The organism is Crateriforma conspicua (assembly GCF_007752935.1).
GTDB lineage: Bacteria > Planctomycetota > Planctomycetia > Pirellulales > Pirellulaceae > Crateriforma > Crateriforma conspicua.
In genome coordinates this window covers 5,653,126-5,679,360 of the sequence record NZ_CP036319.1, presented here as the reverse complement: position 1 = coordinate 5,679,360, position 26,235 = coordinate 5,653,126, and the positions used below count along the sequence as shown (strand labels likewise).

At 56.4% G+C, this 26,235-nt stretch carries 25 protein-coding genes; 14 read left to right on the top strand and 11 right to left on the bottom strand.

The genetic code is table 11. The features are described 5' to 3' along the window. Positions 1 to 6: 6 nt before the first annotated feature. Positions 7 to 411, bottom strand: coding sequence for a TIGR03067 domain-containing protein (locus tag Mal65_RS20810; RefSeq protein WP_165701430.1), 405 nt, complete (start codon positions 409 to 411; stop codon positions 7 to 9). Positions 412 to 787: 376 nt separating this feature from the next. Here Mal65_RS20810 and Mal65_RS20805 point away from each other — a divergent pair, with 376 nt between their 5' ends. The 7 genes from Mal65_RS20805 (at position 788) to Mal65_RS20775 (ending at position 9,174) form a co-directional block, all read left to right on the top strand. Further along, positions 788 to 1,306 (top strand): hypothetical protein, encoded by a 519-nt coding sequence (locus tag Mal65_RS20805; RefSeq protein ID WP_145302067.1) that lies wholly within the window; start codon positions 788 to 790, stop codon positions 1,304 to 1,306. Between the two features lie 50 nt (positions 1,307 to 1,356). After that, on the top strand, positions 1,357 to 2,574 hold the full coding sequence (locus tag Mal65_RS20800; RefSeq protein WP_145302065.1) for a DUF58 domain-containing protein: 1,218 nt from the start codon (positions 1,357 to 1,359) through the stop codon (positions 2,572 to 2,574). Further along, positions 2,555 to 4,768: a transglutaminase-like domain-containing protein gene (locus tag Mal65_RS20795; RefSeq protein WP_145302062.1), complete on the top strand. Its 2,214-nt coding sequence runs from the start codon at positions 2,555 to 2,557 to the stop codon at positions 4,766 to 4,768. Before Mal65_RS20800 ends, Mal65_RS20795 begins: the two co-directional genes overlap by 20 nt. Next, positions 4,765 to 5,739, top strand: a complete 975-nt coding sequence (locus tag Mal65_RS20790) for an AAA family ATPase (RefSeq protein WP_145302060.1) — start codon at positions 4,765 to 4,767, stop codon at positions 5,737 to 5,739. The genes Mal65_RS20795 and Mal65_RS20790 overlap by 4 nt, the downstream gene beginning before the upstream one ends. After that, entirely contained in the window at positions 5,739 to 6,455 is a 717-nt protein-coding gene (locus tag Mal65_RS26830; protein ID WP_174820193.1) for a hypothetical protein, read from the top strand. Before Mal65_RS20790 ends, Mal65_RS26830 begins: the two co-directional genes overlap by 1 nt. Beyond that, positions 6,452 to 8,104 carry a permease gene (locus Mal65_RS20780; RefSeq protein WP_145302057.1) on the top strand — a complete coding sequence of 551 codons (1,653 nt, stop codon included), beginning with the start codon at positions 6,452 to 6,454 and terminating at the stop codon, positions 8,102 to 8,104. The genes Mal65_RS26830 and Mal65_RS20780 overlap by 4 nt, the downstream gene beginning before the upstream one ends. Before the next feature lie 176 nt (positions 8,105 to 8,280). Next, a complete protein-coding gene (locus Mal65_RS20775; protein WP_145302055.1) occupies positions 8,281 to 9,174 on the top strand; it encodes a DUF1206 domain-containing protein in 894 nt (297 codons plus the stop codon). On the opposite strand, the gene Mal65_RS20770 is transcribed toward Mal65_RS20775, so the two are convergent. Beyond that, positions 9,147 to 9,968: a carbon-nitrogen hydrolase family protein gene (locus Mal65_RS20770; RefSeq protein WP_145305089.1), complete on the bottom strand. Its 822-nt coding sequence runs from the start codon at positions 9,966 to 9,968 to the stop codon at positions 9,147 to 9,149. The two genes, Mal65_RS20775 and Mal65_RS20770, sit on opposite strands and share 28 nt — an antisense overlap. 180 nt (positions 9,969 to 10,148) lie before the next feature. Next, positions 10,149 to 11,213 carry a hypothetical protein gene (locus tag Mal65_RS20765; protein WP_145302052.1) on the bottom strand — a complete coding sequence of 355 codons (1,065 nt, stop codon included), beginning with the start codon at positions 11,211 to 11,213 and terminating at the stop codon, positions 10,149 to 10,151. Positions 11,214 to 11,481: 268 nt separating this feature from the next. Between Mal65_RS20765 and Mal65_RS20760 the strand changes: the two genes are divergently transcribed. After that, a complete protein-coding gene (locus Mal65_RS20760; RefSeq protein ID WP_145302049.1) occupies positions 11,482 to 12,996 on the top strand; it encodes an A24 family peptidase in 1,515 nt (504 codons plus the stop codon). A gap of 57 nt (positions 12,997 to 13,053) precedes the next feature. Here Mal65_RS20760 and Mal65_RS20755 read toward each other — a convergent pair whose 3' ends face one another. The 3 genes from Mal65_RS20755 to Mal65_RS27015 are packed head-to-tail and all read right to left on the bottom strand — an operon-like array spanning position 13,054 to position 14,282. After that, entirely contained in the window at positions 13,054 to 13,491 is a 438-nt protein-coding gene (locus Mal65_RS20755) for a Fur family transcriptional regulator (RefSeq protein WP_145302046.1), read from the bottom strand. Positions 13,492 to 13,523: 32 nt separating this feature from the next. Further along, positions 13,524 to 13,871 (bottom strand): hypothetical protein, encoded by a 348-nt coding sequence (locus Mal65_RS27020; protein WP_196784340.1) that lies wholly within the window; start codon positions 13,869 to 13,871, stop codon positions 13,524 to 13,526. A 30-nt stretch (positions 13,872 to 13,901) separates the two neighbouring features. Beyond that, the gene (locus tag Mal65_RS27015) at positions 13,902 to 14,282 is read right to left on the bottom strand and encodes an ArsR/SmtB family transcription factor (RefSeq protein ID WP_196784339.1); all 381 of its coding nucleotides are present in this window, start codon (positions 14,280 to 14,282) and stop codon (positions 13,902 to 13,904) included. Positions 14,283 to 14,472: 190 nt separating this feature from the next. Between Mal65_RS27015 and Mal65_RS20745 the strand changes: the two genes are divergently transcribed. From Mal65_RS20745 to Mal65_RS20735, 3 genes are all read left to right on the top strand, one after another. Then, positions 14,473 to 15,444 (top strand): ZIP family metal transporter, encoded by a 972-nt coding sequence (locus Mal65_RS20745; RefSeq protein WP_145302043.1) that lies wholly within the window; start codon positions 14,473 to 14,475, stop codon positions 15,442 to 15,444. A 21-nt stretch (positions 15,445 to 15,465) separates the two neighbouring features. After that, positions 15,466 to 15,876 carry a hypothetical protein gene (locus tag Mal65_RS20740; RefSeq protein ID WP_146439390.1) on the top strand — a complete coding sequence of 137 codons (411 nt, stop codon included), beginning with the start codon at positions 15,466 to 15,468 and terminating at the stop codon, positions 15,874 to 15,876. Between the two features lie 149 nt (positions 15,877 to 16,025). Continuing rightward, positions 16,026 to 16,388: a hypothetical protein gene (locus tag Mal65_RS20735; RefSeq protein ID WP_145302038.1), complete on the top strand. Its 363-nt coding sequence runs from the start codon at positions 16,026 to 16,028 to the stop codon at positions 16,386 to 16,388. Between the two features lie 328 nt (positions 16,389 to 16,716). Here the strand turns inward: Mal65_RS20735 and Mal65_RS20730 are convergent, their stop codons facing one another. Further along, complete coding sequence (locus Mal65_RS20730) at positions 16,717 to 17,421, bottom strand: HoxN/HupN/NixA family nickel/cobalt transporter (protein WP_145302035.1); 705 nt, start codon at positions 17,419 to 17,421, stop codon at positions 16,717 to 16,719. Between the two features lie 1,050 nt (positions 17,422 to 18,471). Between Mal65_RS20730 and Mal65_RS20725 the strand changes: the two genes are divergently transcribed. Both Mal65_RS20725 and Mal65_RS20720 read left to right on the top strand, forming a co-directional pair. Further along, positions 18,472 to 19,257, top strand: coding sequence for an ATP-binding protein (locus Mal65_RS20725; RefSeq protein ID WP_315852826.1), 786 nt, complete (start codon positions 18,472 to 18,474; stop codon positions 19,255 to 19,257). Positions 19,258 to 19,404: 147 nt separating this feature from the next. Continuing rightward, on the top strand, positions 19,405 to 19,647 hold the full coding sequence (locus tag Mal65_RS20720) for a hypothetical protein (RefSeq protein WP_145302032.1): 243 nt from the start codon (positions 19,405 to 19,407) through the stop codon (positions 19,645 to 19,647). 149 nt (positions 19,648 to 19,796) lie between these two features. Here Mal65_RS20720 and Mal65_RS20715 read toward each other — a convergent pair whose 3' ends face one another. After that, positions 19,797 to 20,612, bottom strand: coding sequence for a hypothetical protein (locus tag Mal65_RS20715; protein ID WP_145302030.1), 816 nt, complete (start codon positions 20,610 to 20,612; stop codon positions 19,797 to 19,799). Positions 20,613 to 21,198: 586 nt separating this feature from the next. On the opposite strand from Mal65_RS20715, the gene Mal65_RS20710 reads away from it, so the two are divergent. Further along, the gene (locus tag Mal65_RS20710; protein ID WP_145302027.1) at positions 21,199 to 21,423 is read left to right on the top strand and encodes a hypothetical protein; all 225 of its coding nucleotides are present in this window, start codon (positions 21,199 to 21,201) and stop codon (positions 21,421 to 21,423) included. A 69-nt stretch (positions 21,424 to 21,492) separates the two neighbouring features. On the opposite strand, the gene Mal65_RS20705 is transcribed toward Mal65_RS20710, so the two are convergent. The 3 genes from Mal65_RS20705 to Mal65_RS20695 form a co-directional block, all read right to left on the bottom strand. After that, positions 21,493 to 22,182: a hypothetical protein gene (locus tag Mal65_RS20705; protein WP_145302024.1), complete on the bottom strand. Its 690-nt coding sequence runs from the start codon at positions 22,180 to 22,182 to the stop codon at positions 21,493 to 21,495. Between the two features lie 114 nt (positions 22,183 to 22,296). Then, on the bottom strand, positions 22,297 to 25,080 hold the full coding sequence (locus Mal65_RS20700; protein ID WP_231131384.1) for a lamin tail domain-containing protein: 2,784 nt from the start codon (positions 25,078 to 25,080) through the stop codon (positions 22,297 to 22,299). 688 nt (positions 25,081 to 25,768) lie between these two features. Beyond that, positions 25,769 to 26,233, bottom strand: a complete 465-nt coding sequence (locus Mal65_RS20695; protein WP_145302020.1) for a hypothetical protein — start codon at positions 26,231 to 26,233, stop codon at positions 25,769 to 25,771. Positions 26,234 to 26,235 lie beyond the last annotated feature (2 nt).

Here is a 26,235-nt window from a genome sequence, read left to right as displayed (position 1 = left end):
TGGTGGTCAGTCGTGGGTGAATTCCAAGCGGCGGCATCGCGGGTCATCAAAGTCTTTGGGGCCCTCGGTTTCACCGGGGCGGCAGGCGGCGATTTCCAGGCGACCATCGGCGAATCGATAGATGCCCAGCGATTCTTTGCCTTTGAATTCGTCGATCGCACCCTCCTTGATCATCGCGTTGATTTGTTTGGGCGATGTGGACGGATCCAAACTGAATTCTGCCTTGAACCATTCGCCTGTTTTCGGGTTGCGATATTCCAAGTTGTTTTTGGCGACCACCATCACGACCGTTTCTTCGTCGTCGATTGCGGTCCATTCACCTTGCATCCGCTTCAGATCCGAATCGGCGGAATCCTTCACCGCGAAAGCCGCCAGTATTCCGGCGGCAAAAAGAATCAGCATCGTTTTCATGGAATCTTCTGCGTGTAAATCTGGCGGGACGAATTGGCGAATTTGTCTAGGTTGCGGCTTCCCACCGCAAGGCTTCCGCTGCGCCATCATAGGGATCTGGAAGCCGTGGGCGGAGTCGCCAGTTGGATTTGGTGTGTGTTCGGGCGTTCACTGCTTTTGCGAGGCCGTTCTTGCAGAATTCCACTCTTGGTTGGTGGCGGCGACGCGGATGATGAAGAACCCATGTGCGGGCATTGCTGGGAAAACCAAATGCGTTGACCCTTCGTAATGACGCAGGCATACTGGATTCCGCTGTAAATATCGGCTGGGACCGGTCGCGCGTCGCCGTGCGTCGCTGCTTGTGCATTCTGGTCCTCTTCTTGCGCTGTAGTAATCTGTGTTTCCGTTTCAACGAGCTGTCGCCAGCCTGACCGTGCTGCTGTTGCTGATAGGCAACTTTGCCGGGTGGCTGCACGTCGGTTGCGTGAGTTCGTCGCACTGCGAGTGTGTCGGCGAGACGGAGTTGTGCTGCTCGGGTGACGTTCATGGCGGGCAAGTCCATGTCGCGGCCGGGACGCGGCATCATACGTCCGGACACACGGCGGAATGCTGTGACCACGGGCATCCGGCTGACGCCCAGCAATGCCAGTTGCCGCCGGGCGAATTGACGCCCGAAATGCTTGCCGACGCGGCAGACGCACCCTCCGGTGATTCGTCGCCGGGGAAATCCCATGATTCGGATCGCTGCAGCGTTTGTCAGAATTTTTACACCGCGCGGCACGCCGCTCCGGTTGTGATCGCGGCCGTCTGCTTCGGCACCATCGACGTCGCCTTGGACGAAATTTGGGTCGACGTTTGTCTTCCTCGCGAAGTTTCTCTCTCAAGCATCTCGTTACGAGGACCGCCGCGAGTCTGAACGACTTGCTGCCTTTTTCTTCGTTCTCGTAGATAGCTTGAGATGCGCTCATGTCGATTGCGCCTGATGCGTCCAAGGCATCCAGTTGGTTGGTCCGTGCGTTGACCACCGACTTTTGTCCCTGGGCGAATCGATTTGTTTATTGGTTGAAGGAACCCGTCGGCTGGTTCGTCTTGGCGACGGCGGCCAGCGTGATGATTGGGGCTTTTCTGGCTCCGATTGGCTGGACGCTTGCGGCCGCTTTGGCGGCGGTCATCTTGGTGGGAATGGTCTGGCCGTGGGTGGCCGTCCGGGCGGTGTCCTGTCGTTTGACCCCGGAAGTCGATTGTGTCCACGAGGGCGATCGATGCCACTTGGCTCTCTCCGTTCGAAACGTTTTGCCGATGCCGGTATGGGGCTTGGCCGTCGAAGGGTTTTTGGATCGTGTTTGTGATGAGGGGATGGCCACGCATCCGCCCACGGCCGCGTTGGCGTACGTCCGACCCTGGGCAGTCAGCACGTATCGCTTTGGCGTCCAACCCGAATTGCGCGGACACTATCCCGATGGTGTGACTTCGTTGACGTGTTCCTTTCCGTTCGGTATTTGGACGGCGCGGCGTCGGATGGGGGACGTATTGCGAGTGACCGTTTGGCCCAAGGTGTATCCCATTACGGGCCAGACCGCGTTGACCGGGCGTCGTCGAGCCGAGACCGGCGACGGGAACCGGATTGGCCGATGTGGGGACATCGTCGGTGTCCGTGAATACCGGTTGGGCGATGCGGCCAAGCAGGTGAACTGGGTGGCAACCGCACGCGCCGATCGGTTGATCGTTTCCGAGCGTAGTGGTCCGGAATGTCCCCGGATCCACGTGGTGATCAGTGATCAGGCCGGAAGTTCACGGGCCGAACTTGCGGACCGGATTCGAGTTGCGGCCAGTTTGATGGCGAATTTGCATCGGTCTTCCATCCCGCTTCGGATTCGCATCGGCAATCGTCAAGTCATCCCACGAGTGGGGCGTGACGGATTCGTTCAGATCATGAACGCGTTGACCGATGTGCCGATCGATGGTGTGGATCAAGTCACGCGGATCGGCCGAGCCGACGGTCACACAATGATCGCGATTGATTCCGATGCCGACGGGAATCCGAGGGTCAGTATCAGCGACCCCGGACGGAACCATCGCGTCAAAGCCGAACACGACGATCGGGTGATCCGCCGTGACTTGGCTTTGGATGACCAGTTGTTGGCGTTGTGGACGGAGGTGCGTGATGCCAACTTGGTCGCGTAAACGTTTCGAAGCCATCGTGCTTTCGCTGATCGCCTTTGCTTCCCTGGTGCCGCTGCGGATGCCTGTGGAACATCGGCCAACGTTTGTTTCCGAATTGGTCTGTGTATTGGTCCTGACCATTGCGGCGGCCTGGAAGCCGTCTCGGGTGCAACGTGTTGCAACGTTATTGTTGCCAGTGACGCCAATCGCGTTCGCCGCCCTGGCGCGGTACTTCACGACGCCGATCGCCTATGAAGTCACCATGTTGTCGGTTTTCGGTGCGGCGGCCATTGCGATGGCCGTCGGCGGTCGCGGGGAACGCTGGCATGCACTGTCGCTGGTGTCCAGTGGTTTCCTGGTCTTGTTTGCCGCCTCGATTTCCGATCACGCCTATGCCGTGGTGTATCCGCTGGCGTGGATTTTGGTGTGCGTTTGGCATTTGGTTGCCAACCATTGGGAACGCTTGGATCTGGCAATGCCCGATCAAGTCACGCGAACGTGGACGCTACGTCCGGGATCGGTCCTGGTTGCGGCGGCCGTTTTAGCAGTGGGTGGCCTCGCCGTCAAAGACCGGTTTACCGAATCGAAACACTTGACGTTTGGTTTCATGCCGACCAGCGGCGGATCAGATTGGTCTGACCCCGCAGCCAAACGTGGCGTCGGTTCGGGTGACGCCGCGATCGCCGCAAAGGACTTTGCCGAATCTTTTGGTGCGGTGGATTCAGAACTGTTTCTGGAGTCTCAGGAGTCGACTCTGTTTGACATGTTCAATGATTTGATCGGCGAACCGAAGAAGAAAAAGAACAAGATGGAACGTCGCCAGGCGATGGCGAACCAAAAGATCATCCCCAGTCATGAACGTGCCGCCAAAAGCGAGCAAGGTGGCGGATCGTTTTCCACCGACCGTGTACCGCCGGAAAAACATCAGCACTTTGATGATGCCAATGATCCGGGAATCGTTCAGTGGGATGGTCCCGTGGGAATTCGTCTGGCCATGCATCGTTATGACGCGTTCGATGGCATCGATTGGACACAAGAAAAGGATCTGTCCGAAGACGAGTTGTTGCGAGTCGATTTCGGTGAAGATGCTTGGTTCTTTGACCCGGGGCGAAACGATCTGATTCATCAAGATCCGGACAAGGTGCAGGTTGGGTTGCTGAAGGCGATCAAGTTGGGATCGAATCGTTTGCCTGTGCCGATGCTGACCGGTGGGATTCATATCAAAGAGGTCAATCGTCAAGATTTCTTCGGCATTCAGTCCGACGGATCGTTTTACATGCCGGGCCGGGACAAGGTGCCACCGCTGACGGTGGTTCACATCGCAAGTGAAAAGCTGACCGAGGATGAGATTCGAGAACATTTGGTTCCGTCCGAAACGGTCATTCCCTGTGGCATCGGAGAAATCGCCGACCTGGCGGAGCAAATCGTCGATGATCATGATCACCCCTATGATCAACTGCGGGCTTTGATCGGTTACCTACGAAGCAACGGTACGCTGGATCGACAGGCCGTGAGTGATTCGGATTTGCCGATCAGCGAGTTTGCTGGATCCGCGCGAGGCGGCAGCCATCTGTTTGCCACAACCGCTGCGTTGTTGGCCCGAGAAATCGGATTGCAATCACGTCTGGTCACCGGTTTTTACGTCCGCCCCAGCGGATTCGACGTGATCGCCGGTCACACATCGGTTCGGCCGGACGATGTTCACGTGTGGGCTGAAATCCGGCTGAGTGATGGTCGCTGGTTCGAAGTGGAGCCCACGCCCGGGTACCGTGAACCTCATTACCATCCGTCGCTGTGGCTGCGTTGCCGCCAGTTCGTTGCCCGGCAGTGGCCAGCCATTACGGTTGGTACCGCCGCTGCATTTCTGGCATATGTGACCCGCCGGATTTGGATCGACTGGACGTTGTATCTGGTCTGGTGGCTTGCCCCGATGCTTCGTCCACGACGTCGACTTGGTTTGGCAATGTGGACGATTGAAAATCGCGCCAAATTGGTGGGCCAACGTCGACCACGAGGCCAAAGTCAGCGTGATTGGATGGAACAACTGACACGCGATGATCATGGTTTGCAAACGGCGTGTCAGCAATTTTGCGATGCCGCCGATCGCCTTTTCTATGGCGGTAACGATGACCGGGTTGAAAAGTCATCCACCCGAATCGTTCGGCTTTTAAATACACAAACGATATCCAAGATTACAAAGGAGGCAGCCGTATGAGCGTTGCCACCGACGAAGAACAGTCAGATTGCCAGTCGCACGCCCAGTGGATCTCGGGGCTTCAGTTGCATTTGCGGCACGTGTTGCTGGGCAAGGACGAACAAATCGATTTGGTCATTGCTTGTTTGTTAGCGAAGGGGCACCTGTTGCTGGACGACCTTCCCGGGACGGGAAAGACGACCTTGGCAAAAGCCATCGCCGATGCGCTCAACAGCCGTTTGGCCCGTGTCCAGTGCACCCCCGATTTGATGCCCGCGGACATCACCGGTTTCAGCGTCTTTAACCAGAAAACACGGGAGTTCGAATTTCACGCGGGGCCCGTTTTTGCGGACGTCTTGCTGGCGGACGAATTGAATCGGACAACGCCACGGACACAAAGTGCACTTTTGGAAGCGATGGCTGAACGTCAGGTCACCATCGATGGAAAGCCGCATCCGCTGTCGTCGGCGTTCTTCGTCATTGCCACGCAAAACCCGATTGATTCGCATGGTGCCTATCCATTGCCGGAGGCACAGTTGGACCGCTTTTCTATCAAGCTGAAAATCGGCTATCCGGACCGTCAGGCTCAACTGCGAATCCTGGAACGTCAGGTGTTGGGCAGCGGCGACGAATCCGCAAATGGACCGAACCCGACCGCTTCGTCGCTGACCCTGGATCAGTTGCGGCGTTTGCAAATGGACGCGCAAAGCGTGAAGGTTCACCCGCGTGTCAGCGAATACTTGATCGATCTGGTGGAAGCATCACGCGATGACGCCGGTGTCGAATTGGGCGTCAGCCCCCGTGGGATGCTTTGCTGGCAAGCAATGGCCCAGGCTTGGGCGCTGATGCAGGGGCGGGATTTTGTGACTCCGTCTGATGTCGCCAAGGTTGCCCAGCCCGTTCTTTCGGTGCGGTTACTGACTCGGGGTGAAGACGTCGACACGGTCATTGATCGAATCATGAACTCGGTCGACACCCCGGAGTACAAGTGATGAATCGTTACGTGGTTTTTTGCACCGCTGTTGCTGAACACCTTCCGCCCATTGACTTGGTGGTGCATCGTGTCGCCATGATGACACGATGCGGGGTGGGGATCTTTTTCTTGTTGCTGCTCGGTTGCGGCGCATCTGATTCTTCGTCGCCGGCGACCCCGGTGGGGCACGATGGCGAGATGGTTGATTTGCCTCTGTCTCTTGGTCAGCTATGCGCGGAATCCAGAAACCTTGTCGGGAAATTGAAAGATCAACCTGATCATGTCCCGTCGCAGCAAAGACTCTCGCAATTGGTCTCGCTGACACCAGAGTATGCCGCGGATACCGCCATCACCGAACGTCAGTGGATTCCAATCTATGAGCTGAGCGAGACAATTCGAACGTCGATCAATCGTCAGCCCGAGCAGTGGGACGCCCCACGGATCGACGAAGTGATTCGGCTGTGCCAGATCAGTGAAGACGCGTGGGAAAGCTTGGGACCGGAAGGCCAGAAAGAACGGTTGCTGGCTCTTGAACATCAACATCGTGAGGACGAGCACCACGATCACGATGACCATGATCGGGACGACGACCATGATGAGAATCATGACGGGCGGGCGGAGGATGCAGATCGTCGACCCCCAGGGGATGGTCAGGCACGTCGTGGCGGTCGCCGAACCGATGGTCTTGGCTTGGCATCGGTGTTGAACTTGCTAGCTGAAGGAGGCCTGTCGTGAACAACCCGGTTTTGAATGCGGTCTTCGGCGGTCTTTTGCGAATGACCGAAGCGTTGATGGCATCTGCACCGACGCTGTTGGTCGGCCTGGCGGTCGCTGCGATCTTGCGGTTTTACTTGGGAGCCAACGGAACACGACGTCTGTTTGGTGGCGACAGTTTGCGTGCACTGCCCCAGTCATGGGCGGTGGGCATGTTGTTGCCGGTGTGCAGCATCGGCGTCCTGCCAATCTTGATCGAGATGCGTCGTGCAAAATTGAAAGCCGGAGCGTTGTCGGCTTTTGCACTGGCCGCGCCCTTGTTCAATCCCCTGTCACTGCTTTACGGCGTGACGCTATCGCGGCCCTACGTGATCTTGATGTTCGCGGTCGGTTCGTTGTTGGTCGTGACGTTGGTGGGGATGTTTTGGGATCGCTATTCGGCCGCTCGAGAACGCGAGGACGACAGCCAGGCCCTGGCGAGTGAAAAAGATCCTACGGATATCGGTGTGCGTCGCTTGTTTGCGGTGATCGGTTACATGTGCCGGCAACTGGTCGGTCCGGTCGGCGTCTGGACATTGGTGGCGGCGTTGGGCGTCGGGCTACTGGCCTGTTTTCTGCCGTGGGGGGCATTGCAGCACTCGATCAATCGTGACGACTGGTGGGCACCCGCGCGGATGGCCGGTGTTGCGATTCCCGCTTACGCGACGCCGATGTTGGCGATGAGCCAACTTGGGATGATGTTCCAGCACGCCAATTCACCCGGCGCCGCCTTCATTTTGCTGGTGATTGGCGCCGGGGTGAACCTGGGCACCATCGGATGGTTGGCCCGACATTTCAGCAACCGAAGTGTTGCCGTTTGGTTCACATGTTTGATGGTCATCGTGGTGGGCATTGCCTATGCACTGAACCGGCCGCTGATCCCGCCGGGGGTCACACCATCGGACCACACGCATGCTTTTGATATTTATACGAATCCGATTCACTTTTTGGATTCGAACGTCGGCGCTTTCGCACGCGAGAAGCTCGCAGAGAAGTTTGGGCCGGTTGAACAGATCTGCCTCGCCATCTTTGCTGCGATGGGGTTGGCCGGGGCAGCCTTACGTTTGCTGGATCGGACCAAAGGCGATGGGACGGAATCGGTATCGGCTGGTTCGGAATCCGTCGATACGCCACCCCAGTCAACGATGCTGGGATACGATCGCATTGTCAGTTCACAGGTCGTTGGCGGCACGATGATCATTGGATTGATCGTCATCAGTGTGGTGATGTGCTACAGCTTCTACCCTGCCCCGGAAGAATGCATGGAAGAAATTCGGTTGATCCGAGCCGAAGCGATGTCTGCTGCACTGAGTGGCGACACCGAGCATGCCAAGTTCTGGGTGCCGCATTGGGACCAGTGGTCACGTCGTGCGGAAGTCGGAGCGTTTTTGCGTCGTGGCACGATCACTCCCTATCAACGGATGCAAGGGTTCTTGTTGCGTAAAAAGTTGGACTTGTTCGAACACGAATTGGAACATGAGCACGACGACCCGTTTGAGATCCGTGGCTTCGTCGACGATGTGATGGCAACCGACACTCGTTGGCGGACTGCGTATCGCGAACCCTATGGATCCAGCGATGAAGAAGTTGTCGTCAACAATGTGGTCATCCCAAGCGATCAGGACCTTTAACACGGTCTTCGTGCAGAGGAATCTTGGGTGATCTTGGTGACACGGAAGCGGTCGCTCCATGCGATCGTATCCGGAGTGCCGGGTGACGTCGGTGAATTTGGTATGGACTTTGCTTCTGGAAGATTCAAGCAAAAACGTACCCTTTCATCACCGTCAGAATCCCCACACAACCCATCATGTCGATCTCTACGCCTGCGAAACACTCTGCGTCGTCCAACCAAGCCAACGCTTCTGATTTTTCTTGGCACGGATTCAAGACACGATCCATGCCCGAAGTCCCGTCTTGGGTCGAAACCTTCGGGCGATTTGGTCATGTGGCCAAGGGCGTTGTCTACTTCATCATTGGGCTCTTGGCGTTTCAACTGGCGATCGGTGCCGGAGGTGAAATATCCGGCTCGCGTGACGCTATCCGGGAAATTGGCCAGCAACCGTTTGGTCAGTTCTTACTTGGATTGATGGCGATCGGGTTGATCGGTTTCACCGCATGGCGATGGGTGCAAGCGGTCAAGGATACCGAAGGCGCCGGGAACGAAGCCAAGGGGATTGTGAAGCGAATCGGGTATACGGTCAGCGGTTTGGCCTATTTGCTGCTCGGCTGTTTCGCCGGCTCGCTGGCTCTCGGATTCGGCAGTCCTTCCGGTTCGGGCGGTAACAACGCCGCCAGCAGTCTGCTTGATTCAACCTGGGGACGCGTCGTCCTGGGAATCGCCGGCGCAGTGACGATCGGTGTGGCCATCTACTTTGTTTACAAGGCGTACAAAGCAAAGTTCATGACGAAGTACCGTATCGCCGAAATGAGTGACACCGCGCGAGAACTTGCGTTGAAGGCGGGACGATTCGGTTTGTCGACCCGTGGCGTGGCGTTTGCGATCATTGGAGCGTTTATCCTGGTTTCGGCGATTCGCGGCACCGCTGATGGACAGGTCGCGGGGATCAGCGATGCCTTGGCCGCGATCGCCGCTCAATCCTACGGGAAGCTGTTGATTGGCGTGACTGGATTCGGGCTGATGAGCTACGCTGTGCACCTGTTTTTGATGGCACGCTATCGCCGTTTCAACGTTGCGTCTTGATCGTCGACGTCAAAGGATCGCAAGCGTTTGGCCAGACGCCCCGTGGCCTTCTCGGTGCGGATGTCTGCGAAAAGGACTCCCGCTTCACCGTAAGGTTGATGCGTTATCAGAACACCGTCAGGATCCACCACCGCCGACGTTGTTGATGCGCCCGGCAGGGCGCAATTGACCGTGGCAAAGTAACACGTGTTTTCCGCGGCACGACACAGGGCCGCCTTCTCATGAAAGCTGTTCGTCGGATCGGCAAAACCTGATGGAAAATAGTCCGTGGCTTCGACGACTTCGAAATGCGGGTGAAACACCACATGTGCACCATTGTGTGCGGCCCAGCGAACGGTTTCTGGATAACGCCAACCCTCGTGGCAAATCACGACGCCGAACACCAGTGGCCCGCAATGGAAGATCTTGCGGCTACGCCCGCTGATATAGACGGCTTCTTCGGATGGGTCGAGTTGAACCTTGTCTTGAAAGCCCGCAGAACTGCCGTCGAGGTTTGTGACCCGTGCCGTGATCTTACGTCCGTCTTTTGCGACTCGTTCGGTGCCCAGGATGACACAAATCGAAAGGTCGGCAGCTTTTTCATCCACCACGGCCCAGGCTTGATTCAGCCACGTTTCACTTGGCTGCCGTACAGAAGGCTCCGTTCGATACCCCGGCAAGAAACACTCGGGGAAACAAACGATGGACGCACCTCCCTTTGCCGCCGCCACCATCGTCTCCAATACGATTTCCAAAGCATGATCGGCGTCGCGGGCGGGCCGCACGTTGGCAAGGGCGATGCGGATGGACGGCATGTTCGGATGGTGGGGTGATGCGATTTGCAGCAGAAATGGACACGTCAGCGGGCGCTTGTACTCAAGACCACTTTCGTCCTTATCCATGGTTCGTGAAGACGAATGGATGATCGCAGAGGTTCGCGTTCGAAGCCGAAGGGTCCGCGTGGTCGATGAAGTATCGACATGAGAAGCCAGCGGTCACCGTGATAAGGCGGGGCTGAGCCGTTGTTCGATGTAGAACTGGCGAGTCATGTAAGTGTCCACATCCGGATAACCATCGGAGGTGGGAAGCAGCGTGTCCCAATGATTCGGCCGAAACATGGATTGGCGGACAAGCGTTTGCCGCAGTGCGTCCTCTGTCGGTTCTTCGGTGGTGTCCAGCATTGTCGGCGGTAGGGTTCCGTCGCCCTCGCGGCGGACCGCCCACCGTGGCGTTCCATTGGCATCGACATCAAATTGCGCGGCTTCTTGGGTGTGAACCTTGGTGGTCACCGCGATGCCCAGGCCCCGGTCAACGCCCGGATGTTCAAAACCAACCATGAACGCGTAGCGACGTCCTGATTGCAACGTGATTTCGTCTTCGTCAGTCAAGTCGAATCTTACATATCGAAGATGGCCGTCTTGAATCCCAAAGGGTTCGCCGGGACTGCGGCGGTACGCGTACCGTGTGGTCGGTGGGATCGATGTCGGAAACACGCCACCGGTCACGCGGCGGATCGGACGATAGGTGACGCCTTCGATAAAGTCATCGGCACGGTTGTACTTCATGTCAAAGCCATGTGTGGCACGTTGGCCCTTGGTCGTTCCGTTTTCGTTGATGCGAAGTGTCTGTTCGGGAAAATCAACGACTTCGAAGAACTGCAGGTACATCTTCGCGCCGGGCGTTCCCGCCATCACTGCGTTGTTGCCGCGTGCGGTTCGCAAGACGATCGCATCGATGGTCACGTCATCGCCGTCAGGAATGTTGATCACTTGGCCTAGATCGCGATTGCGTTGGAAATAGCCGAATCCGTTGGCATTGGGATTGCCTTTCCAGTCCAAGTGATCGGCGGATTCATTGCGAATGCTGGTGTTACCGCCGATCACGTCTTCGTCGCGTTCGATGTGATTCCGCAGATGAGCAGGCGTGATGCTGGGGTCAAACGTGTAGTGCTTTCCCAGATCAGAAATGACCAGTTCTCCGGACGACGGTGTGTTGCACGAAGCCATCCATAGGACCAGAAACAGACCCGACAGGGGACGGAGCGTGCTGCGGCGGAACATGGCGGATCCTGGGGGGCCGATGTCGAAATGGGACGATGCCAAAGTGTAATGCGCCAGCTAACCGCCGGCACGCCTTCAGACATTCGGCATGCGCCCTTGGTCGGAATCGGTTCCGCAACCCCTTCGCCCCGCACGCTCAGCCAGGGCTCGCATGCATCGCACACGAATTGCATGTGCAGGGTGTTTGCTTTAGTCTGTGCTGTCTTTGGAGGTTGCGGCCTCTGGCAGTGAATTTCGATCTTGGGTGGCCTTTGCTTTGTTGCCAAGCATGAGTATCGACACGGCTGAGTGCACCGGTTCGGATCCATTTCGCACCACGTTGGTCGGCGAATACATCCGGGTGTTGTTGTCGGTCACCGCGGTGGCAACGGTTGCGTGTTGGTCGCCGTCTGCGATGCAGGGGCCGGTTGCCTTATGGTTGGTGGTGGCTAATCTGGCGGTTCTGGCCACCTGTATTGATCTAGGTCCATGCGGGTTGCTGCGGATGCTGGGCCTGGTGACGTTGGCGGTGGCTGCGTCGCTGCGTTTTTCGACCGAGGATGTCCCTTGGTGGGGCCCGATTTGGTTCATGTCGCCTGGTTCGACATTGGTGTCCCTTGGGGTTTTGGCCGCGCGGGATCTGCTGGCCATGCTTTCGCGACGAGGTCGCGATGGAAATGGAAGGCAGGACTCGGGCGAATCGATCGGGATCAATCAGATGAGTGAAAAATCGAGCGAGGACGGGGGGCGGACATCCGCTTGGTCCTATCGACGGATTGCCATCGTGTTGGCTTGTATCGGGATGACCATCTACATGATCATCGTCCCATCGGGATCGGCGGTAATGGAATCGTTTGCCGAGCGCCCGACCAGTTACGCGTTGGAAGACCTGACGGTGCTGGAACTCTTGCGGGTTCGTACCGCAAAGCTTGCCGTGTTTCTGGTCTTTGCCAGTTTTGGGGCCTGTCTGGGCAGTTTTCTGAACGTCGTGGCGGCAAGTCTTCCGCGTGGCGACTCGATCGCGCTGCGGTCGTCGGCATGCCCCCAGTGTCACACGCCAATCCGACGAATCGATAATCTGCCGATCTTCAGCTATCTGAATCTTGGTGGACGTTGCCGTCATTGCCAGGCGGCGATCCCCGTGCGTTATCTAGCTGTCGAAGTCTTGGCGATGCTGATCGTGTCGCTGTTGTTTTTCTGTGAATTGATCACCGGTGCGGCCAACGTTCCCGGATTTCCCTTTTATCAATTCACCGGAATCGTTTGGATCATCCTGTACACCAAGTGGCCGGTGGTCGGGATCTTTTTTTTCCACGTTGCCATGATGTGCATGGTGATGACGGTGGCGCTAATGGAACGCGACCGTCTGCGGCCTCCGGTCTGGTTTGCCATCACGTTGTGGGCGTTCTTTGCGTTGTTGCCGGTGCTGGTGCCGACGCTGCGCCCGATCGACTTTGGACGGCATCTGCCTTCGATACTGCAACTGACGATTCCGGAAGTTGCCGACCGGGCGGTGTCTAGTTTGTTGGGCGGAAGTGTCGGATGGTTGATGGCATTGTTGGCCGACAGGATCGTCAAAGTTTCGCGAAAGCGCGGCTTGGTGACGGCGTTTGTCCTGGTCGGCATCGCGATGGGGTGGCAGGCCGTTGTCACAATCACCGTTATCTATTGGTTGATGGTGTGGGCCCTGTCGCTTCGATCCTTCGGCCGGCGGTGGATGTTTCGCAATGGGGCGACCGCGGTCCTGCTTGCCGCGGTAGTTTTGCATCATCCGTTTTGGAAAATGATCGATCGATGCTGGTGATGCACCGACATGAGATGTCGGATCGCTAGAGAGCCACAAATTTCGGAGCGTCACAAGTTACTGCGACGCGCAATTCTTGCAGCGTCCGCGAAGCAGAATTTCGGTCACTTCGCCCACCTCTTCGCTGGCGCGCCGGCTGCTCGCAGTTAGCTTGACGCTGTCCATACAGCAGACCGAGCCACAGACGGTGCAAACGAAGTGGGGGTGGGCGTCGGCGACCGTTTCTCCCGACCTCACTTCTTCGAAGCGATAGACGTGGTCCCCCAGCTCGGTCCGTCGCAGCAATCCCACGTCGGTCATGTCGCACAGATTGCGAAACGCGGTGGCTTTGTCGATCCCGTTTTCGGCCAGACGCTCGGCGACCTCCGCGTGCGATAGCGGCGAATCGGCATCGCGGACCATCTGTAGCGTGGCCAAACGCGCGGGGGTCGCACGCAGACCGGCCGCTCGGATCGAATCCCGGATGGAATCCGTTGTCGTCATCGCTTGTTTCATAAAGAGAAGGGTGGGGATTCGGAAGCGTCGCTTCAGCTGACGACGTTTACCGGACCATGGTCGTCGCAGTGGTCGCCATGGGGGTGGTGCAAATGACCGTCGACCAAATAGTCGATGTGATCCCCATGCGGAATCGGTTCGTGGCCACAGCCCGGACCGTGCACGTGGTTCGGGTCATGCCCGCTGCACTGGTGTGCCGGGGTGCAAGTGTCGGGGTTGGTCTCGGTGACTTCTACGGCATGTTCGACCACCGTTCCGTCAGATTCAACGTGATGCATGTGACCATCATGAAGATAGTCGACATGGTCGCCGTGCTGAATGCCCGTGTGTTCACAATCGGGCCCGTGTTGATGGTCGTGGTTTTCGTGAACGTGCGACATGTCAGTTCCTTGGCGAAAAATTTGGAATGGTCAAGCGTCTTCCATTGCATGCATCACGCCGTTGGTCACCAAACGCGAAATGTGACCGTCGGCCAGACTGTAAAACACATGCTTGCCTTCGCGACGCGATCGAACGATCCGCTCGCTTTTCAGGACGCGCAGTCTTTGCGAAATCGCCGGAAGCGGTTCTCCCAATGCTTCGGCCAATTCCGAAACACAGCAAGACCTAGCCTCCAACATGATCAGCAAACGCAGGCGTTGTGGGTCGCCGAGCGCACGAAAGATTGCCGCGGCGCGTTCGCAGGCGACGTCATCAAAACCCGTCAGCGGATGCTGATGGTCGTCGCTGCAGCAGCTGGGCGAATCGTCTTCGGTCGCGGCTGATCGGTGATTGGTCGGCGTTTTTTGCATAAGCTTACAGTTGCATGACTGTGCAAGTGTAGGATCGTTTGCCGCTCGGGTCAAGCAATCATCTTGTCCGTCGCTTGCGTTTTCTCTGGTGGACTTGCAGCCGGCGGATAGGCTCGGCCTGCGACAAAAACCGGATTCGGCAGCCCATGACGGCATATGAAATCCGATTGCATCTGGGTATTTTGCCGGGATGAATACGTTTGCACTGCTTGCCGTCTATTGCTGTCTGATCGCCTTTGTCTCCTTGGCCGGTGGGCGTCTGACGTCGCTGATCCGGATGACGCACCTCCGAACCCAGTTGCTGATGAGTGGCGTGGGAGGATTAATGTTGGGCATCGCTTTGCTGCATTTGCTGCCACACGCCACTGAGATTCTGGGATCGCCCAGTCGGGCCGGTACGGGCGCACTGTTGGGGCTGACGGCGATGTTCCTGTTGATCCGGCTGTTTCACACGCACGACCATGCCGTGCCCGTGGTGGATGATTCGGGGGAAGGGGCGTCGTGTGATGGCGACGGATCCGACCGTTCACACGGCGATTCGGGACGTGGTCACGCGCCGGTTTGCGACCATCACCATCACCACGGCGTGAAAGGTATTAGTTGGGTCGGATTGTTCTTCGGGCTGTTGCTTCACACGTTGGTCGACGGCATCGCGCTTTCGGCCAGTGTCATTGCCGAAGCCGACCACGGTGCGTGGCTGGGGTTGGCGGGACTGGGGACGTTTCTGGCTGTTGCCCTGCACAAGCCGTTGGACGCGTTCGCGATCACTTCGGTAATGAATCGCCAGCGATGGTCGGTCGCCGCACAATGGGCCGCCAATTCCGTGTTTTCCCTGGCGTGTCCTGTCGGAGCGATCGCGTTCTATTTTGGCGTCAGCGGGTTGGTGGACCATTCAGATCTATTGGGGTGGGGATTGGCCGTGAGCGCCGGATTCTTCATCGGTATCGCCCTGGCCGATTTGCTGCCGGAGGTCGCGTTCCATGATCATGATCGCGGCAAGCTGACTCTGGTGTTTCTGTTGGGAATCGTGGTGGCGTTTGCCATCGAAAATCTGCCAGGTCATTCCCATGATCATGGCCACTCCCACGGCCATGAATCGAGGGCAGATACGCACGACCACGGCGAACATGATCCCAGTCACGCGGATGGTCATTCGCACTAGCGGACTCCAGTCCGAATACTTGTGCGATCGGTCTGTCGCTGCGGCGAAGCCCTTTGGATGTATCCGCATCCGGCATCGGCGGCTCATCTGTCGACCTACATGTATTCGCGTGCCGCAGCGACACCGGTCGTTGATGCAAGTGGAGTGTACGCGTTCTTTGAGTCGGAGGATTTCCTGGGGCTGGACTGGTCAGGCCAACCGCGCTGGCATCGCAATGAAGCCGATGTGTTTGGGCAATTTGGCAACAACCACGACATCGGTTCGTCGCCCGCCGCCGATGATCATTCGTTGTATCGATTGATTGAGCATGACGGTCCGTCTTCCCTGGTTTCCATTTCAAGGAAACCGGTGAACCCCAATGGAGCGTCGATCGTCCGTCGGTCAAATCGTGGTCGTCGCCGATCGTTACCAACGTCGATGGATTCACTGTAGCGACCGCCGGTCAAATCCGATGTGCCGCCAATCCCAGTGATGCCACGTCGCTTCACTCCGGCGGTAGCGGGCACATTACGCTGGCTGCTGTTCCGAATCGTGTCGCCTGTGCGGCCTGGATCGCCCCCGCCGGGGTCGATGCGGGACGAGTGGACGTGGTCGGTTTGGGGGAAAACCAGGGACGTGGGTATTCGTTCCAGTCTCCGTCCGGAATGCTGCACGGTGCCGCGGTCAATTCCGGCAAAGCCTTTTTCGCTCCCGCCGACGGAGTCTGCTGGGTATCGGTGGACCCGGAAGTCGACGACGCCGACAACGTCAGCGTTCACCACCTTTCTCTAGGGACGGATGCCGACGATCAGCCGCTGCGAACGGGGGCAGTCGAAGCGATCGGACGCCATGTTTTGTTCGCCGCCGGCAAAGGCATGACACCAAATTTCGTGTCATCGAAGCAAACGCTGCGAAGCCCACCGTCGACCGCCTGGTTTTTCCGTTGTCCGATGGCGAAGCAATGACAACCCCAGTGGCCACCAAGACGCGGTACGGTCAGACGTTGGCCATTGTTTTGTCGAACAGAAAGATGCACCGGAGAATGACAGGCTGAAGATCATCGATCAGGATGTCAATCGTGACGGCAGCTTGTGGGTGATGTCGCTGACGGATTCTGACGTCTTGGCCAAGTTGGTCTCTGGCGGCGCACCGACCCGCGTCGTCGCCGTGGGTGGCCCGTGATCGTGGGTGGCCCGTGATCGTGGGTGGCCCGTGATCGTGGGTGGCCCGTGATTTGGTTACATCTGGTCGCGGCTGTGCGAATGATAAGGCGGCACCTGCCGAACGGCCGAATCAGACGACCAGTCGCGCGGTGTAAAAGACGCCGATGCACAGGATCAGCCCGGCCCGAATGTAAGACCAGGGCAGTCGCGACAAATTTGATTCGGCCGAAAACAATCGAGTTCCAAACACCTGCACGATGATGCCAAAAAAGGTGATCGAACAGGCAATGCCGGCGGCGAACAGCCCAATGACGGCGTATGCCGCCACCGGTGTCCCGGTCGACATGCTGGTGAAATAAGCGGCCATCGCGGACGGACAGGGAAGCAGGCCAAATGCGACACCCAAAAGTGCGCTCATCGAATAACTGGTGCGAGACCCAAAACCTTTCTTGGTGTCGCAAGCTTCGTCATGATGGCCGCCACAGCCGCACTTCGAAGGCTTGCCGCGAAAAGCGACCGCCAGCATCCAAAGGCCGACACACAAAACAAGGCCGGCACTGATCCACTGCATCGCCGAGGTGACCGCCACATCGTCGTGATGATGGTCTCCGGTGACCAGGTGATGGGAAAGGTGCACCGCTGCGGCGATCCCCATCATCGACAGACTGTGCGCCGCGGCACTGGATAGGCCCATGACCAGGGGATGCAGCCAACTTCGCCGCTCGCCAGACAAATAAACCAGCATCGCGGTCTTTCCGTGTCCGGGTTCGAGCGCATGCAGAGCTCCCAAGCCGAACGCCAGGCCCAGGGTGAATTGATGAGCGTGATCATGCATCGTGTGAAAAGCCGCGTTTGGGGGCGTGCTGATCCGTCGTGCAGTCTACGCCCCACTTTATCCGCCGGTTCGCTCAAAACCAGTCAATTTCATCCGTCCGAACCCATCACTATCCCGCCGTCCCCTTAGAACCCTCTGTCGGCCCTTCGGCGTAGCTGGACTCGCCAGAGTTCAGTCACCGTCGCCTTGCCCTCACCAGCTGAAGCCGCCGTCTTGTTCGGGTTCAGCCGCAGAAACACGGCGACTCCCCCTTCGAACCATTCGCCACCGCTTCATCCAAAGATGCGTCGTCCACACCATCGCCGTCCACTCGGCTACCAAAAAAGACCTCCGTCCCCTTAAATCGCTCCGCATCTACGATCGCAATTTGTTCGGTACGTTGAGCAGGCGGGGCTCACGCCTTGGCCGCGGATATTCCAAAATCTGCGAGCGACGGCACTGACCGACTTGGCCGACGCGTACCCGATCAACATGGTTTGCAAATGGCTGGGCAACCAAGTGCAGGTGGCGATGGACCACTACGTGATCCTTCGTCGCCGTGAATACGAGGGGCCCCGCACGGGCGCTGGAGGCAAGACGTCATGACAGCCACATGTTCGACCCCCTCGATCAAAAAGGGGACCAAAAAGTGGACCATTTGGGGACGTACGGAGTCGTACAGAGACTTGCCGGAAAAAAGAAAAGCCGGAAAACACGGGGATTCACGTGTTTTCCGGCTTGGGCAGTACCCCCGCAAGGGCTCGAGAATCGTGCTGGTGAAGGGCGATTTGGCACTTGCGCGGATGACGTGGTGTCATCTGTGGTGACATTGCCGTCTGAATTGACCGAGCTCTGGTCGCAGATGGATCGTTCACAGCGTGACCTGCTTCTGTCGCTTGGACGCCAGATGGTGAACGCGTCTGGTGAGAACGCATCGGTATGAATCCACAATCTTCTTTGGTAGGCCCGAGGTGCTCTGAGGTGCTCTCGTTTGCGCGGGCTGTCAGTGGGAGCTGAAAAGGGACAAGCAATGGACGCCTGAAAGTCCTCCGCCTTGTTAGGGGGGGGGCGTTGTCGATTTTGCCTCGTGCGAAGCAGTCAGCTAACGCATTTGAATATTCTCTGGAGCTGGTGCTCACTGATGAAGCGCTGGTGCGTGGGAATCGCAAGATCGATCGCGACGCCCGCCGCGCGAACTTTCGCGATGAAAGTCAGCTGAAAGACTTTGGCTTCTCTTTCAACCGTAGCGTCGATCGAGCGCGGGTATTCGACCTGGCCAGCGGTCACTTCCTTAGCGGTGCCAAGGACGTGTTGATGTGCGGCCCGCTCGGTACCGGCAAGAGCCACGTGGCCCAAGCGATCGGTCACGCCGTGATTCGCATCGGAGCCGTCGTCTTCTACCAAAGTATCTTCGACGTGGTGCGAGACTTCTTGCACGACGAGGCGATGGGAGGCGAAGAGAAGGTGTTGACGAAGTACCTGAAACCGGACCTGTTGATCATCGACGACATGGGAATAAAGCAGTTGCCCAAACGCAGCGGTGAATACCTATTCGAGATCATCATGCGTCGTCACGAGGTTCGCAGCGTGATGATGACGACGAACCGTCCACTGGAGGACTGGGGCAAACTGATCGGCGACGTGCCCGGCGCCAGCGCAATTCTGGATCGGTTTATGCAATCGGCGGAGATCATGAAGATCGCCGGCCGAAGCTATCGTCTGAAAAATGCCGAGAAAAGTTCAAAGGGGACCAGAGACGCCCCCAGGTGGCCCCTTTTCAAACGCCCCGTGACAAAAAGAAGCCAAATGTCGAGGGTCGCGTTTTGTGATTGCGAGCGTATGGAAAAGAAGAGTTGAATTTTGAACTAGCGTTTTCTCGACGTCGTTGAAACATCACGAGGAGTGCATACCCTCCAGTGGGAGGATGAGGCCGAGCAATTAGCTCATCCAAAGGACGATTAAACGGGAATGGATGCCTGGATACTGCCGTGCAGACTTTCGTCAATGAACGAGAATCACGTAACCATTCGAGCGATGTGCCGAGAAGTCGATGCTTTGATGCGAGATCATGGCATGGAGTTCAGCGACGCCTGCAAACTCGTTGGGCTAAAGTCGCTGGATTACCTGGTTGGGTATGCACCGATGGAATGGATTCCCACACCCGACTGCATTCGCAAAGCAACTAGTGAAATTCAACAGCGTCCAGATTTTGATCCGATTTCACGAAGTTACGAAATGCCAGACTAAAGTTCAGGCAAGAAATCATCTGCGTCCCTCGATTCCCACTGGGCTTCTTTGATGAACCCAAGCAATCGGTTAGATGTCAATTTTTGACAATCACAATTTCAAAATGCCGTCGAAGTGGATGTCACCAGTGTTGGTCACGCGGGAGTTACCTAATTCAGGTATTTGTTTCGGTCGCCGCGCAGTGAGCTTCGGGAATCTGATTTGGAACGCCGTCCTTTTTGGCGCTGCCGGAAGATTCGCGCACACGCAGCAAAGATTAGCATTGACGCCGCTGCCCGATACAAGCTCGGTTCGGGAACTGGAATGACTGCAAATACGCTGGTCCCAGAAGCTTGATCCCCAGCCGAAAGCGAGAAACGAAACTGGGTGTGCATCGACCTGACGGCGTCATTGATCGAAACGATCCCATGGGAGTCTGAGGCTGCACTGGTTTGAAAGAGTCCTGCCGAATCGTCACTCAGTAAGGAAGCAAAGAGTGTTCCGCTCGCACTGTCTCCGTTGTAATGGGCTGTAAACGACTTCCCGTCAAGCAGGCCCGATCGAGTAACTGAATCGCCAGTTGAATCTGAAATCGAGATTCCCGCGCTAGCGATTCCCACGGTCGGAAAAAGAGGACTAAATTCCAGCAGTCCCGACGAGATGGTGACAGTCGTATCCGAAGCTCCTGCAGTGACGGAAAAATTGAGCTTCACCACCGGGTCCGCTTCGTAATAGACAAAAGTCTGTTCGGCCTGAATGGTTGCAATGACCGAATTGTCTTGGTCCAGAATCTGGACATCGCTTGGTAGCCAAGCCTGGAAATGGCCGTCTTCCCAAGAAGCCGCATTCGTTTGCCAAGTATAGCCACCGCCCTCCCCTTCACTCGTCACTGCGTCCAACCTCAATATCTGATCGAGAAATGCCGCATAGGAACAGGTTGGGGAAAAGAGAGCTGCGATAATCAGTATAGCGGTTGTTCTATACATAGAAATTCCAAATTGCGTAGCGGTGCTATCTCGCCGATTACGAATGCACCGCCAATCGTTTATGCCGAATGAAAGAAAACAGCTGGATGGCAAACGGTGTTTGAGGCGGAACACGAAACCTAGTTGGTCGCAAGCGATTCGCGGCCATCGTTCAAGTGACCAACAAAACTACCGTGTTCACCAGTAGACGTATGTTATTGTTGTGCGTCCGGAATTGTACAATGAACTTTGTTAAAACCACGGGAATTGTATGTGCTAAATATGAAGTGAGTTTTGGTTGGTGGAAACCAACGATTTTCTTCCGATTTACATCGTGTTGATTTGCCTTTCGATCGGGGGTCGTGTTGGCGTGGCATGGATGATCGGAGACCGGTTCAGTGTTCCGGCGATGGGTTGCAGAATGCGGCCTCAGGCGGCAAGTAACGTCGCGTATTTTGGCGTCCTAGGAAGGCTTTTGCAATTGTGAAGGTGAGCAGGCGCGTGTAGACGAATTTTTAATTTGACGAGACTTGTGGTTCGGATAAAACCACTGGTGGATTTGGACCACATCCTAAAACATGCCCATCACGCTATTGGTATCCGAAACATGGACAAGCTTAGTCTCAGCTTCAATTCGAAGAAATGTTTAAGTGTGCACCTTGGCGACGAGGCTGGTGAAGAGATAGCCGCATTGCTTCGAGGGTTAGCGGAAGAGATTGAAGATCTGCGTCGGTCCAAAGTAGATGTCACCCAAGTGGCTCCTTCCACGAATACGGAAGGCAAGGGATTCAATGATGCGGCTTCCGGCAAACGTTTCCTGGGCCCAGCCTGATATTGCCAATAAGTCACGACGAAAGAGCCCCTTTGGGGCCTTCTCAAGTCGTTCCACCGTGGCCGAAAGCTAGCTCGGGTGCCGTCGCTTCAGCTTATAGTACTGAAGCCGACGGTTTCTTGATGCCAAGACAATGACACCCAGGCCAGTCAATGCCAAACTCGCAATCGAAGTCGCAACCTTGGGGGAGTGGACACGGACAAGTTTATAGTGGATGTCAATATGGCCGGACAAGGAGAGTGGTTCGCAACCATGACTCGAATCGTTGCCGTGCGTCGATAAAGTATCGGTGGAAGGCGTCAGCAGGAGATCCCAACTCAGGATGGCTTGCATCTCAAAGCCAGTGGGCGGAATCAGGAAGATAGCGATCCATGCGTCAGTGGGTTTGCCGCAATCGGGACCGTCGGAAACGATTGAAATCGGCGGCGAATGCCCTGAACGCACAACCCCCGGGGATATTCCAGACGCAGTCCCGCCGGCCGAAGGAAGTAGATTTGACAACGCAAGAGGCGTTCGAGCTGTCTTTTGAATTCCCGGCGGTTCAATAACTGAATCGGCGTACGGCGAAAACGCTGCCGAGGCGAATTTGGCCTCGTTTGTAGCTTCGCGTTTAATGGAAGGCGTTCTGCTTCCAACGATGGGTTGGCCCGAGGGTGGTGCTTGGACTAACGCACCAGCGACTCGGGGACTTTCTGGGCCGACTGCAGTATCGGCAATCAGCGGAAAGATCACGCAAAGAGCACCAAGCAAACCGGTCACGACTCAATTCCGCTTCTAAAAATTTGCCTGGGCACTTTGGTTTCGAAATGAGTCTTGCTATTGAAGAGTCGAAGGCTCGCAAGCGAAGCACCTGTTTGGATTAATCGGCATCGATTATGTGCCCATGATCAGTTGCGAAAACGGTGCAATGTCTAGCGTGTCAATGATGCCATCTCCGGTCAAGTCACCAAGCACATTGGGGTCGAATCCTGGAAAGGCTTGTGCGTAAGCCTGTGGGTCAATTATGGCGATTGAAAACGGCGCAATGTCCAAACTGTCAATGTGACCGTCTCCGTTCATGTCTCCACGTAGGGTGACATCTTGGATTCCAACGGTAATGTCGTTTGCAGTCAAGTTTGCGAACGCTTGGTCCGAACTTTGTGAGGAGATTGAAATCGCGGACCAGTGGTATCCTTCCACAAACCCATCGATCTCCGCTGAAACGAAAACGCTCTGAGGGATTCCCGAATCCGCTGGTGTAAATGTCAGTACCAGAGGAACGCCCGTGCCAGCGCCCAGGTCGATCTGTGCATTGGTCGGCGTTAGAGTAACGAGAACGTTTGAGTTGGGGGTTCCCGTAAGCGATACCTGAATGCTGTCCGCTATTCCGCCTTCGTTGACAGCAGTTGATCCATGGGACTCGGACACTATCAAAGAGGCGGGGGCTGGCAATGCCGGGAAATCGCCCGGAGATCCGACGTCGGTTGATGAAAACGGCGATGAAGCAGCACGTGCTCCATCGATCCCCACGGAGGATCGCGTCCAGTTGTCGCCCATGCTGTTGTCGGCCAGCAAGTCAGTCAGGTAGATGCTCGGTCCATCCGGGCTATCGGAGGGCCAGGGGAACGCATCATCATAATTCACGTAGTCGATTTCAAATGCTCCGGCATCGAACAGCCGCAGTACCTCATTGCTGGATGAAGGAGAATTGGAAAGGCTTCCCCATTGGACGCCGGAAACAATCGCGTCGCTGGGGATGTTCCATGCAGACCGAAATACTGAGTCGGATGTAAAGCGATTGTCGTAGACGACGGCGGCCTGATTCGGCGGAAGAATCGTGCCGGTAGGAAAGGATCCCCAGCTTGCGTCTTCATCGGCAAAGTACCAGCCACTGAGGTCGACTGGGGATGAGCTAGTGTTGACAATTTCAAGCCATTCCGGAAGCGAGCCAACTTCGCTGGTATCCGGATTGTACATGATTTCTGAAATGACCACGGACTGAGATGGCGATAAGTCATTGTCCGCAACCTGAGCGAATAGTTGCTCGATTGCCAGATCATTGTATGACGGGTCGCTGCTGGATGTCGCATGGTATATTCCGCCCAGGTGTGGACCCTCTATCACCGCATCGTCGAACGCCACAACGGTAACGGATTGAGGGGACTGCCAATTTGATGGCGTAAACGTCAGAACGACTGATGTTGCCTGGCCAGAACCGAGATCCAGTTGTCCATCCGGAGTAACTGTAACAGACACGTCGGAGCTTGGGGCAGTATCCAAAACAACCGAATAGCTGTCGGATTGGCCACCTTCAGCAACATCCAATCCACCACCACTGTGCGTGATGCTGATTCCGGGGCCGTAATCATTGTCAATGATGTTGACAGAAATGTTTTCGATCGATAGCCCATTAAAGTCTGGATCGGAACTGAAGGAAGAATGGGAGATTGTGCCAAGATGGGGGCCTTCGACGACCGAGTCATCCACGCCAGTCACTGAAATCGTCTGTTCCGAAGACCAATTTTGAGGTGTAAAAATGTATGATCTCGCCACACCCGCTCCGTAGCCCAGGTCCAATTGAGAGTTGGGATCAACCGATACGGTGACGGAGTGGCTGGGCGGATGGCTTAGCTTAAGCGTGTAAGTATCTGAAACTCCCGATTCCGCAACCGACGTGCCTCCACCCGTCTGATTGACTATCACCTGCACCGAGTCCGAAACCTCAAAGTCCGAAACAACTGGAAGGTGATCACTCGCTGACTCAAGAGCGTGCAAGACGCTTGGGCTCGCACCCGTACCTGTAAGGATGCTTCCGTTCAGTGTGTGTGTCCCATTGTTCCCAAAAACATGGTATGACCCATCGATGTAGTCAATGCCCACACCATCGAAGAATTCACCACTGGCAAATTGGATATCGAAGCGGTCGTCCATCCCGGCACCGCTAGTCCGTGGATCTTGGGAGTGCAGGTGCTTAAAGTTTCCGTTATCGTTCCAGCTTCCTGCACCCCCCGGCCCATAGATGTCCAAGACCTGTCCGGGGCCGGCAGCGGTTAAATTGCTCCACGCGGGCTCACTGCTCGTTTTCATATTGAAATCGCCAGTGATTAGTACATTTGCGCCCTCCCCCAAACTGTTGGCATCATTGTGAAGCAGCGAGGCTTCCGTTCCTCGCCTGGACCGGTCGGAAGAACTTGTTCCTGCCTTCAGGTGAGTCGAGTAAACGAAAAAGTCTTCAGTTCCTGATGTGCCGATGGGGCGAAACTTCGCACGCAACGTCGTGTGGGTGAACGCGCCGGGGACCAGAATGCTTTCTTGTAGAAGCATAGTTGACGTGTCATAGACAAAACCCGTTGCGTCGCCGCCCCCGTCCGATGGTGAGATGACGTAACCGAAATCCGTGTGAGGATAGAGTCCGTCAAGAATCGACTCAACGCGAGAGATCGAACTGGAGTCTGTTTCGCTGAGCGTTAATAAATCCAGTGATTTTGTAACAGAGCCCACGGTCTCGTTGCCAATTGCTTGCAGAACGGTCCGAAAGTCTGCATCTTCCGTCGTGTTGTCAGGATTGTTGAGGACATTCCATGTTGCGACTCGCATCGCTGCGAGCAACCGCCGCGTTTCAAGGATTTCGAGAGTGAGGCGATTGCGACGACCGCAGCGGACAAAATTTGAGCGCATCCAATACACCAAGGAATTCAGCGGAGCAAAACGAGGGCCAGAATATGTGCACGCAGCAAACCGCTACGCTGCAGACTTGCGAGAGTCTTGAACGCCGCAAGAACGGAAAAAGTGTATCAAGACAGCAAAGTCAATGAGTATAAGTTTCTCATGATCTCGATGAATTGAATGTGAATGGCAAGGGGCTGTGTGACTATCAGGCAATGCAAAGTTGGTCGCAGCACACTGGCGATCGTGTTCGTGTGGGGCGGTTCTCATAAGGCAGTGAGCGTCTCGATCGCTCCGCGGTCCGCTTGGGGCAACGTACGGCAGAACTGGCGAGTTGCAGAAAGATTGGGGCCGTTACGCCGTACTCGAGCGAGCTTTCGGCATCAGGATGCGTTCGGCTCGTTATTTGGCAGTGACGACGCAGAGGGGTGTATGCCAAAGCAGATCACCGAGGCGGCTGAGCTTCGCCTGGCTATTTGAACGCCACCACAAGTTGACAATCTGTCTCGTGCGGGCGTTCAGAAGGGCTTCGGCATGATAGTCAGCGGACTGTTGCGGCACAGGCAATGCAGCATCGCAGATGGTCAGCGTCCCAGGCTGCGGCCGTCGTGAATGGCTCACTGAGTTGTGGAATGCGTGAAGCATTGAATACCGATTGCGGGTTACCGGTACTGAGCCCCCCCCACGAGATGATGGTGCTTTAAATCCCTGGCGGAGGCTGGACTTGGCGGTCCAGGCGTCGGGCTTTTGCGAATTCTTCACGTGCGGTCGCGACCTCGCCTGCCGCGGCATAGACAGCTGCACGAAGGGCGAAATACTCACCTTCACTTGGTAGGCCTTCACGCATGATGTCCGCGACTCCCAATCCTTCTTGCACCATATTCAAGTGACCCAGGCATTTCGCACGTGCCACGCCAGCCTCCACGTAAACATCCGGCTGCAACGCGCCTGACATGGCCTCGGCAAGCAGCGGCTCCGCTTTGGCGTATTCTTCCAATTCAAAAGCCGCCATTCCTTCTGAGAATGCCGCCGTGGAACTTCGGCGAGTTTCAACCGTCGTCCCACTGCAGCCAATAAGGCAAAGAATCACCGTGATCGAAAAAGCGAGTGCGACCAGTTGTTGCGTTCTTGCTAGGTCCTGTGAACCGCGTGCAATCATCGTCATTG